This window comes from Variovorax paradoxus (assembly GCF_040544635.1).
Taxonomy (GTDB): domain Bacteria; phylum Pseudomonadota; class Gammaproteobacteria; order Burkholderiales; family Burkholderiaceae_C; genus Variovorax; species Variovorax paradoxus_R.
In genome coordinates, this window is the sequence record NZ_JBEPKJ010000007.1 from 188,512 (window position 1) to 201,921 (window position 13,410).

Annotated in this window: 8 protein-coding genes; 5 read left to right on the forward strand and 3 right to left on the reverse strand. The window is 61.0% G+C overall.

Annotated elements, in window-relative coordinates; translation table 11 throughout:
* Window positions 1-7: 7 nt before the first annotated feature.
* Together ABIC94_RS14145 and ABIC94_RS14150 are read right to left on the reverse strand one after the other, a co-directional pair.
* Window positions 8-1,018, reverse strand: a complete 1,011-nt coding sequence (locus ABIC94_RS14145) for a glycosyltransferase family 2 protein (RefSeq protein ID WP_354373626.1) — start codon at window positions 1,016-1,018, stop codon at window positions 8-10.
* Complete coding sequence (locus ABIC94_RS14150; RefSeq protein ID WP_354373627.1) at window positions 991-2,853, reverse strand: glycosyltransferase family 2 protein; 1,863 nt, start codon at window positions 2,851-2,853, stop codon at window positions 991-993. Before ABIC94_RS14150 ends, ABIC94_RS14145 begins: the two co-directional genes overlap by 28 nt.
* 215 nt (window positions 2,854-3,068) lie before the next feature.
* Between ABIC94_RS14150 and ABIC94_RS14155 the strand changes: the two genes are divergently transcribed.
* The 3 genes from ABIC94_RS14155 to ABIC94_RS14165 are packed head-to-tail and all read left to right on the forward strand — an operon-like array spanning window position 3,069 to window position 5,992.
* A complete protein-coding gene (locus tag ABIC94_RS14155; RefSeq protein WP_354373628.1) occupies window positions 3,069-4,487 on the forward strand; it encodes a mannose-1-phosphate guanylyltransferase/mannose-6-phosphate isomerase in 1,419 nt (472 codons plus the stop codon).
* Entirely contained in the window at window positions 4,484-5,287 is an 804-nt protein-coding gene (locus ABIC94_RS14160) for an ABC transporter permease (RefSeq protein ID WP_354373629.1), read from the forward strand. Before ABIC94_RS14155 ends, ABIC94_RS14160 begins: the two co-directional genes overlap by 4 nt.
* Before the next feature lie 3 nt (window positions 5,288-5,290).
* Window positions 5,291-5,992 carry an ABC transporter ATP-binding protein gene (locus ABIC94_RS14165; protein WP_354373630.1) on the forward strand — a complete coding sequence of 234 codons (702 nt, stop codon included), beginning with the start codon at window positions 5,291-5,293 and terminating at the stop codon, window positions 5,990-5,992.
* Here ABIC94_RS14165 and ABIC94_RS14170 read toward each other — a convergent pair.
* Complete coding sequence (locus ABIC94_RS14170; protein ID WP_354373631.1) at window positions 5,989-8,160, reverse strand: glycosyltransferase family 4 protein; 2,172 nt, start codon at window positions 8,158-8,160, stop codon at window positions 5,989-5,991. The two genes, ABIC94_RS14165 and ABIC94_RS14170, sit on opposite strands and share 4 nt — an antisense overlap.
* Window positions 8,161-8,324: 164 nt before the next feature.
* Here ABIC94_RS14170 and ABIC94_RS14175 point away from each other — a divergent pair, with 164 nt between their 5' ends.
* Window positions 8,325-9,656 carry an FkbM family methyltransferase gene (locus ABIC94_RS14175; RefSeq protein ID WP_354373632.1) on the forward strand — a complete coding sequence of 444 codons (1,332 nt, stop codon included), beginning with the start codon at window positions 8,325-8,327 and terminating at the stop codon, window positions 9,654-9,656.
* Window positions 9,656-13,396 carry a glycosyltransferase gene (locus ABIC94_RS14180; protein ID WP_354373633.1) on the forward strand — a complete coding sequence of 1,247 codons (3,741 nt, stop codon included), beginning with the start codon at window positions 9,656-9,658 and terminating at the stop codon, window positions 13,394-13,396. The genes ABIC94_RS14175 and ABIC94_RS14180 overlap by 1 nt, the downstream gene beginning before the upstream one ends.
* The last annotated feature ends 14 nt before the right edge of the window (window positions 13,397-13,410 follow it).

A 13,410-nucleotide genomic window follows, 5' to 3' on the forward strand; every position in this document is an offset into this window, starting at 1 on the left:
AAGAAAACTATCCGCGCTCGAGCAGATCCTGCGCCACGGCGTGCCAGCCGCGCCCGAAACGGTCATAGCGACCGCGGGCAACCTCCAACATCACGGGGCCGAGGCGCACAAGCCTCGAACGCGGCAATTCAGCCCTGAAGCGCTGGTGCGCCACCTTGGCACGCTGGGCCTCGAGGTACTTCGATTGCACCTTCGCACCGAGGGAGTTCAATCGGTTCAGAAGGGCCTCGGCCCTGCGCAGGCGCGCCCAGTGCTTGTCGCCGCGCTCGGCAAAGGCCTTGCGGATCTTTTCGGAGAGCGTCGGCCGCCGCGCGCCGATCTGGTTGCTTGCATGCTGCCGGTAGTCGATGAGCGGCTCCGCCAGCACGTCGACACGGCCTGTGGCTGCGGCCATGGCGCCAAGCCATTCGTCGTGCACCCAGTCTTCGGGGAACGGCAGCGCCGATGCGAGCAGCGACTTGCGGAACATGGTGGTGGCGCCGGTCACCAGATTGCGCCGGAGCAGGACGTCGAAGGCGTTTCCATCGGCAATGGCGGCCAGCTCGGCGGGGCGCACCTCCAGCGCGTGAAAGAGCGAATGGCCGAGCGGCACGAGCTCGGCGTCGACCAGCCGGGCATCGGTGTGCAGCAGCAGCAACTCAGACTCGGCTTCGAAGCGGGCCGCCATGCGGGCCAGCCGGCCGGGGTGCCACACGTCGTCCTGATCGCTGAGCGCGATGAGCTCGTGGGTGCATGCCCGCACCGCCTGCTCGAAATTGCGCGTGACGCCCAGCGCCGGCGAATTCTGAAGGACGACGAGTTCGACGCGCTCGGCAACACCGCAGGCGGCCAGGGTATCGCGCACGATGGCAATGGTGTCGTCCGTCGAACCATCGTCGGAAAGCACGATTTGATGCGGCAGCCTGTCCTGCGTGCAGATGCTGCGCACCTGCGCCGCCACAAAGCGTGCGCCATTGCGCGTGCAAAGCGCGACTGAAATACCCAGCATCTTCAAACCGGCGCCAGGCGCGGTGGCCACGCGTAGCTGAAGTCTTCGCGGGCCAGCATCAGGTTCGGGCTGTAGGCAGGGTCGTTCTTCAGCAAATCGCCCCAGCGCTGCTGCATGTAGGCCGCCTCTTCCTGGAACTGTTCTTTTCTCTGCTGCGAGACATTCTTGGAACGGGTGGCGGACTCATGGTGGAACAGCTCCGCATAGGGCGTCCACACGTTGCGCAGGCCCGCCTCGCGCAGCCGGAGGCAAAAGTCGATGTCGTTGAAGGACTCCTTGAGGTGCACCTCGTCGAGGCCGCCAACCTCCTGGTAGTGGCTTTTCTGGATTACCAGGCATGCGGCCGTGACGGCCGAGAGCGACTGGATGAGCGCAGCGCGTCCAGCGTAGCCCTCTCTTCCCGCCGGCATGCCGCGATGCGAATGCGCGGCAATGCCCCCGACGCCCAGGATCACGCCAGCATGCTGGAGCGTCTTGTCCGGATACCAGAGCCTCGCACCTACCGCACCGACACCCGGCTGCAACGCGAGACTGACCATCTCGCCGAGCCAATCGGGCGAAATGACTTCGATGTCGTTGTTGACCAGCGCGAGCACATCGCCTTGTGCGATGGCGGCCGCGCCGTTGTTGAGTGCCGAGTAGTTGAAGTCCCGGTCGTCACGCAGCACACGGATGTTCGGGTTATCTGCGGCAATGGTCTTGAACCAGGCGAGCGTGGCGGGATCGTCGGAACCGTTGTCGACGATGATGATTTCGTAGCGCGAGTAACTCGTCTTCTTCAGGATGGAGTCGACGCACTGGCGCATCAGGTGCAAGGCGTTGCGCGTGGGAATGATCAATGAAACCAGCGGTAAGACATCGGGCAAGGCGTAATGCACGCGATAGCCGAAATCGAGATGCTCGGCGGTAGCGCGCACCCTCGTGCGCACGAAATGCTCATTCAGCGCCCGCTCGCCCGCTATGGCCGCATAAGGCTTGGCAGTCATCGAACGGGCCGTGCTTTCGGCATGCACGCGCCAGTGATAAAGCACGCGGGGAATATGGCGAATCTGCCCAAGCTCTGTGCGCTCCATGCAGCGCAGCACCAGGTCCCAATCCTGCGAGCCCTCGAGCCCCACGCGAAAGCCTCCGACCGAGCGCATGAGCTCGGTGGACAGCACGCCCAGATGGCTGAACATGTTCTGCGAACGAAAGAGATCGACGTTCCAGTCGGACTTGAAATACGGCCCGAAGCGATGGCCGCCCTCGTCGACCTTGTCTTCGTCCGAATAGATCAGCTGCACGCCGGGGTGTTCGGCAATGCATTCGGCCACCCAGAACAATGCATGCGCCGGCAGCAGATCGTCGTGGTCCATGAGCGCCACCCAGGGCCCCGCAGCCAACTCCAACGCGCTGTTCGAAGCCGCCGAGATATGGCCGTTTTTGGGTCGGAACACCACCTTGATGCGCGGGTCTGTCTCGCTGTACGACTTGAGAATCTGCCGCACCTCGGCCGAGGGCGAAGCGTCGTCGGCAATGCACAGTTCCCAATGCGGGTAGATCTGCCCGCGCACCGATTCGATGGCTTCGCGCAACCAAGCCGGGTTCGGGTTGTAGGTGGGCATCAGCACCGAAATCAGCGGCCGGTCTTTCATGGTGGCTACGCGCTGCGCAATCTTCTCGCGCAGTTCGGGCGTGAGCGTGTCGTAGCGCCGCACCCATTTCGAATAGTCGTTGTAGCCGCCGATGCGCCGTCCCAGCTCCCAGCGGATGCCGGGCCAGCCCGACTTCTTGAACATTCGCCATGCCCGCTGCACGCGCCCCATCATTCCGGGTCCTTGCCAGAGTCCGGCCAGGCCGAGGATGAATCGATAGACAGATTTCATAGAGATTGAGCGCGTCCGCTGGGCGGATGAAGCGGCGCTTGTGAGGAAATACCTGAAATAGACGGCGCGATGCCGAAACATGGCGCCGCTGGTCTTGCGGCAGGCATTATCTTCGCAACGCCCCGCAACAAAGGACGGCGGCAACTGTTCACCCCGCCGCTGACCGCCGGAGGGCTGCCCGTAAAATTGCCCCGTTAAAAAGCTAAAGGAAAACAATGAGACTACTCTCTGTGGTGCTCTCGGGAGGCGCCGGCTCCAGGCTCTGGCCTGCCTCGCGTCAGGCTTTTCCCAAGCCATTCATGAAGATCGGCGACTCCACGCTGCTTCAGCAGGCCGTCGAGCGCGGACAGGCTTGCGGGACCGGCGACCTGATGGTCGTGACCAACAAGGACCACCTGTTCCTCACGAAGGACGTGCTCGGGCAGATGAGCGATCCGCCCGCCACGACCTTTCTCCTCGAGCCCAAGGGGCGCAACACCGGTCCGGCCATCGCGCTGGCAGCGCTCCAATGTGCGCGCCAGTTCAGCGGCGACACGGTGATGCTGGTTCTTTCTGCAGACCACCTCGTACCGGACGTGCACGCTTTCGTGGCCAGCGCAACAGAAGCCTTCCGCCTGGCCCAGGAGGGCAAGCTCGTGGTGTTCGGCGTGAGCCCGACGAGCCCCGACACGGGCTTCGGCTACATCGAGGTCGAGCACGTTTCACGCGAGAGCCAGGGGGTCAAGCGCTTCGTCGAGAAGCCCGACCTCGAGACGGCGCAGAAGTATCTGGCCACCGGCCGGTACTACTGGAACAGCGGCATGTTCGCGTTCACGGCAGACACCATCATCGCGGCGCTGGAAAAGCACGCCCCGGACGTGATCAGGGCAGCAAGGCATGCGCTCGAAACCGCCAAGACCTCCGGTGCATCCATCAACTTCGATCTGCATGCCTTCGGCTTGCAACCCGACATCAGCATCGATTACGCGGTGCTGGAACGCGCCTCGAATGTCCATGTGGTGCCCGCCAAGTTCAGCTGGAGCGATGTGGGTTCGTGGCCTGCGGTGTCCAACGCGCTGACGCCTGACGCGAGCGGCAACACGCTTCCCGACGACGTCGTGGCCCTCGACACGACCGGCACGCACGTACAGGTCGAAAGCTACGGCCCGAAGGTCGTTGCCACCGTCGGCGTTCACGATCTCGTGATCGTCGACACGCCCGACGCGCTGCTTGTCCTTCATAAGGACAGCGCGCAAAAGGTGAAGAAGGTTGTCGACGTGCTCAAGGCCCGCAAGCACGACACGGTGCACCTGCCGCCGGTGGTCCATCGTCCGTGGGGCACATACGCCTCGCTCAAGGAAGAAGAAGGCTACAAGGTCAAGCGCATCACCGTCAGGCCCGGCGAAGCGCTGTCCCTGCAATATCATCACCAGCGCGCTGAGCATTGGGTGGTCGTTCAGGGTCGAGCCATCGTGCAAATCGGAGAAACCGAGCATGAAACGCTTCCAGGCCAGTACCGCTACATTCCATTGAAGGAAAAACACCGCCTGACCAATATCGGCGACGAAGAGCTGGTGCTCATCGAAGTCCAATGCGGCGGCTACCTCGGCGAAGACGACATCGTCCGCCTTGCAGACACTTACGGGCGTACATGAGTCAAGTTCATTCGAATCTCCACCGAAGCGCGGTTTCCGATTGGTGGGAAGGCACCCGCCGGACAGACATCTGGTGGACTCTCGCCTGGTTCGACATCGTGCTGCGCTACCGACGCTCGATGCTCGGGCCCATGTGGCTCACATTGAGCATGGGCGTGATGATTGCAGGCATGGGCCCGCTGTACAGCTCGCTCTTCGGTACCGAGCTTTCAAGGTTCTTTCCGCATCTTGCGCTGGGCATCATCTTCTGGGCTTTTTTCTCCAGCATCGTGACGGACGCGTGCAATGCTTTCGTCGGGTCGTCCAATTACCTCAAGCAAGGCTACTTTCCAATCAGCCTGTTCGTCTGGCGCAGCCTGGCACGCAACCTGATCCAGTTTGCCCACCAGATCGTGCTCTATATCCCGGTGGCAATCTGGGCCGGCATTTCGCTGTCCTGGTCGGTGCTGCTTGTCCTGCCGGCCTTCGCCATCCTCATCATCAACGCGCATGCGCTGGGACTGCTGCTGGGCCTGATCTGCACACGCTATCGCGATGTCACGCAAATCGTCACCAGCGTGATGCAGATGCTGATGTTCCTGACGCCGGTGTTCTGGTTGCCCGAGAGCTTGCCCGGACGCGCCAAGTACGTGCTGTGGAACCCGTTTGCGCAGATGCTCGACCTTCTTCGCACCCCGCTGATGGGCGGTGTCGCGCACATTCACAGCTGGATCGGCATCCTGTTCTGGACGGTGCTGTGCCTCGTCGTGGCCGTTCTGCTGTTCTCGAAGTACCGCCGCCGCGTGGTCTACTGGCTCTGATCCATGGCATTCATTTCACTCAAGAACGTCGCCGTCAATTTTCCTATTTACGGCGCCGGCGCCAACTCCCTGAAGAAAACCCTCGCAGCCTCCGTCACTGGCGGACGCTTCGGCAAGGAAACCGGCGTCACCGTGGTTCAGGCGCTCAGTGACATCAACATCGAGCTCAAGAGCGGCGACCGGCTGGGCCTGGTTGGCCACAATGGCGCAGGCAAGTCGACCTTGCTTCGCACCCTCGCCGGCGTCTACGAACCCTCGTCGGGCGAATTCACGCGGCAAGGCTCGGTCGCCAGTTTGATCGACCCCTCGCTCGGCATCGAGATGGACGCCACAGGCATCGAGAACATCATGCTGCGCGGACTCGTGATGGGCATGAGCAAGAAGGACGTCGACCGCCTCACGCCCGACATCTGCGAATTCAGCGGACTGGGCGAATACGTCAACATGCCGGTGCGCACCTATTCGACCGGCATGATGATGCGCCTGGCGTTCTCGATCTCCACCAGCGTCGAGGCCGACATCCTGCTCATGGACGAGTGGCTGTCTGTGGGAGACGCGGAGTTCACCGAGAAGGCCGAAAAGCGGATGAGGGACGTGGTCTCGAAATCCGGTATCTTGGTACTCGCGTCGCATTCACCGGAGCTCATCGCCAAGGAATGCAACCGCGTGATCCACCTCGAGCACGGACGGATCGTCGAGCGCTAGGGCAGATTCGTCGCCGGAGCACCGACACGCAAGGCACTGATCTCGTTCAAGCGGTCCGATATCCGCCGTCCTGCTGCTCCCAGCGATAGGTTCTTCTCTGCACTCAGCTTGCCGCGGGCCCCAACTTCGCGAGCCCACTCTGGTTCGTCGTAGAGGCGGCGCATTAGCTTCGCTGCGTGCTCAACCGAAGGCGCTGCCCATTCCAGATCCGCATCGTAGGGAGGAATGGGACGTCCGACCTTCACGCGCTCGTACGACACAAGAAGGCTGTTCTCGTCATTCATGAAATCCATGTTGCCCGAGAAGCCGGTCGCGATCACGGGCTTGCCCATCAGCATTGCTTCGGCCATCGTCAGGCCCAGACCTTCGCTGCGATGAAGCGACACGTAGGCGTCGCACACATGCATGAGCGACAGCACTTCGTCGGAACTGAGAACCTGATCGATGATCGTGATGGACGGCATGTCGGCTGCCGCCTCGCACAGTTCTCGGAACTGCTCAGGATGCCGATCGCCGAATGAAGTCTTGAGCACGAGTGTGACGGGCTCGCTGGCATCGAACGCCATCTTGAATGCACGGATGAGCCCCATCGGATTCTTCCGTTCCATCACGCTCAGCATGTGAAAGGTGAACAGAAAGGTGAAGCGGCTCTCATCCAGGTTGAAGTGCGCACGTTCTCGAACCTGAAATGGTGCAAGAGTCACGCCGGGAAAGAGTGTTCTGACCGGAACGGTCAATTGCTCTCGCAGGCCTCGAGCGATGAATTCTGTGGCCGCCCACACTTCATCCACCTCTTGAGCATGAACCGTCCAAGAACTCGGGATCGAATCGAATTCCCAATACCAGTAGGCAATCCTGTAGGTACGTGGCACCCGCTCAGCCAAGTCCGCGCGCGCGTAGGCATCGGGAAAAAACGGTTCGGGCTGAACATGGATGATGGTGATATCGCCAGTTTCCAGGCCGTCGAAGTGCACATGACGAGGATCGTCCCGCACGTCGGTGCGCACATCTCGAAGCGACGTGGCCGTGCCTGCAAGTCCGAGACCCTCGGTCATTGCTTCCACCGAAACACGCAGTCCCGAGGGATAGCAAAAGTGTCCGATGACGTTCACTCGCGGCTGTAGCAATGCTGGAACAACAAGGGTCGAATCCAGCGAAGCGCACCATTGCCGAGCCCCTGGCGACAATTCTGCGTCCAGGCTTGAGGTAAGCCATTGCAACATCGCCCGCGCCGCAGACACATCCGACAAGGCATTTGGATGCGCTGCTCGCCACGTGGGGCGTGCCCAATAAGCAATGCGGACTTGCAGCGCAGGTTCGTAGACGTCAGGCATCGCGGCAGGACCGGCCCATGCTGCTTCCGCACCGAAACGTTCGATAAACCAGGCAGAAAACTCATCCCAAGCAAAGACTGTCAGCGCATCGGGAAAAAGCCGCTGCCACTCGGGCGTGAAAAGATATGCGCGAACCAGTTCGGCCTGCGGTGCTTCAGCAGCCTGGATGAACAGCCACCACACCTCTTCTATCTGAAGGTCGCCAAGCTCCATGCCGTGGTGCACGAACCACCTGAACAAGCTCCGGGCGCCAGCGGGAGTCAGCCCGTGAGGCAACACCGTTCGGATCTCGTCATTTGCGAGGAAGAGTTGTCTCGCCCGGCCTCCAAAGTCGCTCGAGAAAAGCGCACCCAGATGTTGCCCTGCCTCGCTGTCCAGCCCCAGTTCTCGTTGAGTGCCTTGGCTCTGCAGCCACGCCAGAAATCCATCTTGTTGCGGTGCAGACAAGGCCAAGGGAAAGCGCTCTCGAAGATCGGGGCGCGTACGGAGCAGGTCCAGGACAAAGCGGGCGGCCGCCAAGCGATCACGAATCGACCGCGCCTCCTGGAGCGGCCAAACCACCTCACCTTCGCGGGCGGCCAATGCATCAAGCACGTCTGCGATGTTGTAAAGATCGAGCCCGCCGACATGGCCAGTGTTGCCTCCTCTATGAGAAGCATCCAGCCGAGCACGCTCCTGCTCAATAAAAAGTGCCAATGCACGTGCCCGCTTCTCACGGGCCGCGCCTTCCTTAAGCAAGCGCAACCGTTCAGGCATGCGCCAAGGCGTGAGCAGCCAGTACGCAAGCTTGGGAGCCCGGCGCGCATTTCGCCGCAAAGTGTCAAGCTTGGACATCTGTGTTTACTTTCACTGCAAAACTTGTCTTTATTGTCTTTGTCTTCATCGAGGAGGATCTTGGGTCGAGCGGCATCATGCCAAGAATCCGTATTCCACCTTGTAAAATGCACTAGAGATCAACGTTCTTTTCCTAAAAGAAGCAGACCACCCACACGTCGCCCATGACAGATGACACCAAGCCCGAAGTCTTCACTTCGTACGCACAAAATTTTGAAGACGTCGTGTTGTGGCGGGCTTTGAAGCACATCTCCGAAGGCCTGTACATCGACATAGGTGCCCAGCACCCCGTGCTCGATTCCGTCAGCAAGGCCTTCTATGAACACGGCTGGCGCGGAATTCACGTTGAGCCGGTGCCCCACTACGCGGCGATGATCCGGGAGGACCGCCCGGGCGAGCAAGTATTGCAGGTTGCGCTTTCAGATCAGGAAGGCGTGATGGAACTGTACGTCATCGAAAACTCAGGCCTCAGCACCGGAGTGAAAGCCTTTGCAGATCTCCATGAGGCAAAGCATGGATTCGCCCACCAGGTGATCCAGACGCCCGTGTTGACAATGAAAACGGCATTCGCGTCTTTGGCAGGCAGGGATGTGCACTGGCTCAAGATCGACGTGGAAGGATTGGAGGAGCAGGTACTCCGGGGCTGGGACAGCAAGGCATTGCGCCCATGGATCATCGCGATTGAAGCAACGGTTCCAATGTCGACCGAGCTTCGCTACGAAGGTGCCGAACGGGTCCTCGTCAATTCGGGCTACGAGTTTGCCTATTTCGACGGTTTGAACCGGTTTTATGTCGCAGCCGAGCACAGGGAACTCGCGGCAAAGCTGCAGGTTCCACCCAACGTATTCGACGAAGCGCAGCTCAGTGGGCTGTCCGGGACCTGGTGCGTAGGTGCGGTTGCGCGCGTTCGCGCGGAGATGCAGGACGCCGTGAATCAGCTCTCTACGCTGCGAGACCAAGCCGTCGCGCAGGTTCACCATGCTGAAGAGCGCGCGCTCCAGGCCGAGGCGAAGGCTGCCCAAGCCGAAGCAAAGGCTGCTCTGGCCGAGGCGCGCGTCGTTCAACTCAATGCCCAGACCGCCCAATCTGAAGCGCGTGCCAGCCAAGCTGATGTGCGCATGGGCCGCGCGGAGGAACGCGCCAAGCATCTGGAAGCTCGTGTCGCACTCGCAGAAGAACGTGCCCGCCTTGCTGAACGCACACTGGGCCGCCGGCTCATTACCGCAGCCCGGGATGGTCGTTTGCTCGAGGGGGGCAAACGACGCGTGAAATCCGCGCTCCGCCTCTCAGCCACTGCAGTCAGCCGTTCACCAGCGCTCGGCAAGGCCGCCAGATCGATCATCGGCCTCATCCCTCCGCTGAAGCGGCGGCTGAGCGCGGTGCTTGCAACCGAATCCACGACAGTTGCAACCCCAGGCTCAGACACGCAATCGCCCGACACCCTCATCACCTTGCGTCAACTGGCACAAAGCCAGCGCGGGCAGGAGGGCCCCTGATGCGGATAGTGATCGATCTTCAGGGGGCGCAATCCGTCGGCAGCAGAACACGAGGCATCGGGCGCTATTCGTCGTCCCTTGCCCAAGCGATGGCGACCCGCGCGGGTGGCCATGAAGTAGTGCTGGCTTTGAATGGGTGTTTCGCCGATGCGGTCGATGAAGTACGCGTTGCCTTCGACGGCTTGGTCGATCCGAAGAATGTTCACGTCTGGTACGCCGCCCCCGGATCGGTCAGTGCTCATGGCCGCCGCGCGCAAGAAAAGCTCTACGAGGCCTTCCTGAAAAGTTTGCGTCCCGACGTCGTGCATGTGGCCAGCCTGTTCGAAGGATTAGGCGATGCTTCTGTCACGAGCGTGGGCCGATTCGCAACCTTGCCGACAGCCGTCACGCTGTACGACCTCATTCCGCTGATCAATCCGCATCCCTATCTGGACGATGGAAGCGTTCGCGCGTGGTACATGGGAAAGGTCGAGGCGCTGCAACGGGCGAACATGTGGCTTGCCATTTCGGAATCGTCCCGCCAGGAAGGGATCACACAGCTCGATCTCGATCCGCAACGCTGCATCAACGTCTCGACTGCGGCGTACGACCACTTCCGGCAGACCGATGTCCCGGTAGAACGCCAACAGCAGCTGAAGACGCACTATGGACTCAACAAGCCGTTCGTGATGTACACGGGGGGCATCGATCACCGGAAAAACCTCGATGGACTGATCAAGGCCTTCGCGCTGCTACCTAGCGACGTGCGGCAAAGCCACCAGTTGGCCATCGTATGCTCCGCGCGGCCCGAGGATCGTAGTCGGCTGCTTGAATTGGGGCAGAGCCTGGGATTGGCCGATGATGGGGTGGTCGTCACGGGCTTTGTTCCCGAGCCGGACCTCGTAGACCTGTACAACCTGTGCAAGCTCTTCGTTTTTCCGTCATGGCACGAAGGATTCGGGCTGCCTGCGCTCGAGGCAATGCAGTGCGGCGCCGTTGTGATCGGCGCCAACACGTCGAGCTTGCCCGAGGTCATTGGCCGCGATGATGCCCTGTTCGATCCGCGCAACGAAGCAGCCATCGCGGCCAAGATAAATCAAGCGCTGACGGACCACGAATTTCGAGAAGACCTGGCCCAGCATGGACTCGCCCAGGCGAAGAAATTCTCGTGGGACGAATCCGCGCGTCGAGCACTAGACGGCTTGGAGGCACTGCATGCCTCCACGCTGCGAAATGGAGCGCCGGCAGTGCACCGCCGCCAACCGCGACCACGACTCGCCTATGTGTCGCCGCTTCCGCCGGAACGCAGTGGTATCGCGGACTACAGTGCAGAACTGCTGCCAGAGCTCTCCCGGCACTACGAAATCGACCTGATCACGCCTCTCTCGAATGTCGAGGACGCACGCTTGGGCGGCCGCTTCGCGGTACGCAGCATCGATTGGTTTCGGCAGCATTCAGGCGAATTCGACCGTGTGCTGTATCACTTCGGCAATTCAGATCTTCACGAACACATGTTCGATCTGATTGCCGAAATCCCGGGGATCGTCGTCCTCCACGATTTTTTTCTGGGCAACATTCAAGCTCATCGCGAATTTGCCAGCCAGCGAGCCAACAGCTGGACTCAGGCCCTCTACGCGTCGCATGGCTATCCCGCCGTTGTCGACCGCTCCAAGGCGAACGAACTCGCAGACGTCGTCTTCAAGTACCCGTGCAATTTCGACGTTCTTCGTTTTGCCCAAGGGGTCATCGTTCACTCCGACCACTCGAAGAAACTGGCCAGTGCATGGCTCGGCAACGATGCAGCAACCGATTGGGCATTGATTCCTCTGCTCCGCACCTTGCCCGCGCCCTCCCCGGACCGCCGGGCAAGCGCACGTGCGGAACTGGGATTGAGCGAACCAGATGTCTTGGTGTGCGCGTTCGGCATGCTCGGGCCCACCAAGCTCAACCATCGTCTGCTTCAGGCGTGGCTCTCGTCAAGTTTGGCCCGAGATGCCAGATGCAAGCTGGTTTTCGTTGGCGAGAACGACCAGGGCACCTATGGCGCCCAGATTCAGCAAGATGTGCTGGCAACGCAAGGGCAAGTCACCATCACCGGCTGGGCGGAGCAAGCGGCTTTCCAGCGCTACCTCCAAGCCGCCGACATTGCGGTTCAGCTGAGAACCTTGTCGCGCGGCGAAACCTCAGCGGCGGTGCTCGACGCAATGGCGAACGAGGTCGCGACCATCACGAATGCCAACGGGTCTATGGCGGGCCTGCCGAGCGATGCGGTCCGGATGCTGCCGGATGATTTTTCGGATGCGGATCTGATCAAAGCACTCGAAGACCTGAGAGGCTCGGCCTCTGCACGCCTGGCGCTCGCGACGAGCGGCCGGGCATTGATTCAGGCGGTGCATGCGCCCGAAACTTGCGCGCGCCAGTATGCCGGCGCAATCGAGATTTTTGCTGCCAAGGCCATGCAGGGACGCGATGGCCTCATCAAAGCCATCGGCGAGAGCGATCGCCTGACGCCGGTCGAGCTTGCCGAAATGGCGCGAAGCATTACAGCTTCGCTGCCTTTGCCCGCTCCACGCCGCCAGCTCTTCGTGGACGTTTCAGAACTCGTTCGCCACGACTCCCGCAGCGGCATCCAGCGACTCGTGAAGTCATTGCTGCAGGCGCTTTTCGATTCCCCGCCTGAAGGCTATCGAATCGAGCCCGTTTATTCAGCTGCAGGGCAACAAGGCTACAAATACGCACGCAGATTCACCCTTCAGTTCTTGCAATGCCCGCCAGAAAGCTTGCAGGACGAATGGATTGATGCGCGACGAGACGACGTTTTCGTCGGCTTGGACCTCTCGCCACAAATCGTTCCTGAGCAAGGAGATTTTTTCCGCCGACTGCGCCATTTGGGAGTGCAGGTCGACTTTGTGGTGTATGACCTTCTCCCCATCCTGCTCAGCTCGCGTTTTGCCCAGAACCTGAACGAAGGCCATGAGCGTTGGCTGCGGGCGGTTGCCGAGAACGACGGTGCCATCTGTATATCGCAGGCCGTGGCCGACGAGTTGACGGACTGGCTGGCCCGCAACGTCCCGAGCTGCAACCTGGCCCGCTTCAAGATTCGGTCGTTCCACTTGGGTGCCGATCTCGCGTCTTCGCGGCCGACATCGGGCATGCCCACCCAAGCGGTCGCCATTCTCGAGAACATTTCGGCGAGGCCGAGCTTTCTCATGGTTGGCACCCTCGAACCCCGCAAAGGGTACGAGCAGGTGCTGAAGGCGTTCGAGCACCTTTGGGCAGACCAGGAACTCCAGGCGAATCTCGTTATTGTTGGTAAACAGGGCTGGATGGTGGACGACCTGGTCTCCCGTCTGCGCCAGCATCCGGAACTGGGAAAGCGCCTGTTCTGGCTTGAAGGCATCAGCGATGAATACCTCGAACGCGTCTATGCCGTGGGGGCATGCCTCATCGCGGCCTCCGAGGGCGAAGGATTTGGATTGCCACTGATCGAAGCTGCAAGACACGACACTCCCATCATTGCGCGCGATCTGCCGGTGTTTCGTGAAGTTGCGGGCTCCCACGCCCTCTACTTCAGCGGCGACGCCGCAGCCATCGCCCAGTCGGTCACTGAATGGCTCCTACTGTTCAGCCAAGGCCGCCATCCGTCATCCACGAAAATGCCGTATCTGACTTGGCAACAAAGTGCCGAGCAGTTCAAGGCCGCATTGCTCGAGGGGAACGCTGTGAGCGTGCCTCGATCCGATGATCGGCACCTGCCGTAGCAGGGCCTCATTGC

Coding starts and splice junctions, on each gene's coding strand:
- ABIC94_RS14150 (WP_354373627.1), bottom strand. CDS start 2,853: ATGAAATCTGTCTATCGATTCATCCTCGGCCTGGCCGGACTCTGGCAA.
- ABIC94_RS14155 (WP_354373628.1), top strand. CDS start 3,069: ATGAGACTACTCTCTGTGGTGCTCTCGGGAGGCGCCGGCTCCAGGCTC.
- ABIC94_RS14160 (WP_354373629.1), top strand. CDS start 4,484: ATGAGTCAAGTTCATTCGAATCTCCACCGAAGCGCGGTTTCCGATTGG.
- ABIC94_RS14165 (WP_354373630.1), top strand. CDS start 5,291: ATGGCATTCATTTCACTCAAGAACGTCGCCGTCAATTTTCCTATTTAC.
- ABIC94_RS14170 (WP_354373631.1), bottom strand. CDS start 8,160: ATGTCCAAGCTTGACACTTTGCGGCGAAATGCGCGCCGGGCTCCCAAG.
- ABIC94_RS14175 (WP_354373632.1), top strand. CDS start 8,325: ATGACAGATGACACCAAGCCCGAAGTCTTCACTTCGTACGCACAAAAT.
- ABIC94_RS14180 (WP_354373633.1), top strand. CDS start 9,656: ATGCGGATAGTGATCGATCTTCAGGGGGCGCAATCCGTCGGCAGCAGA.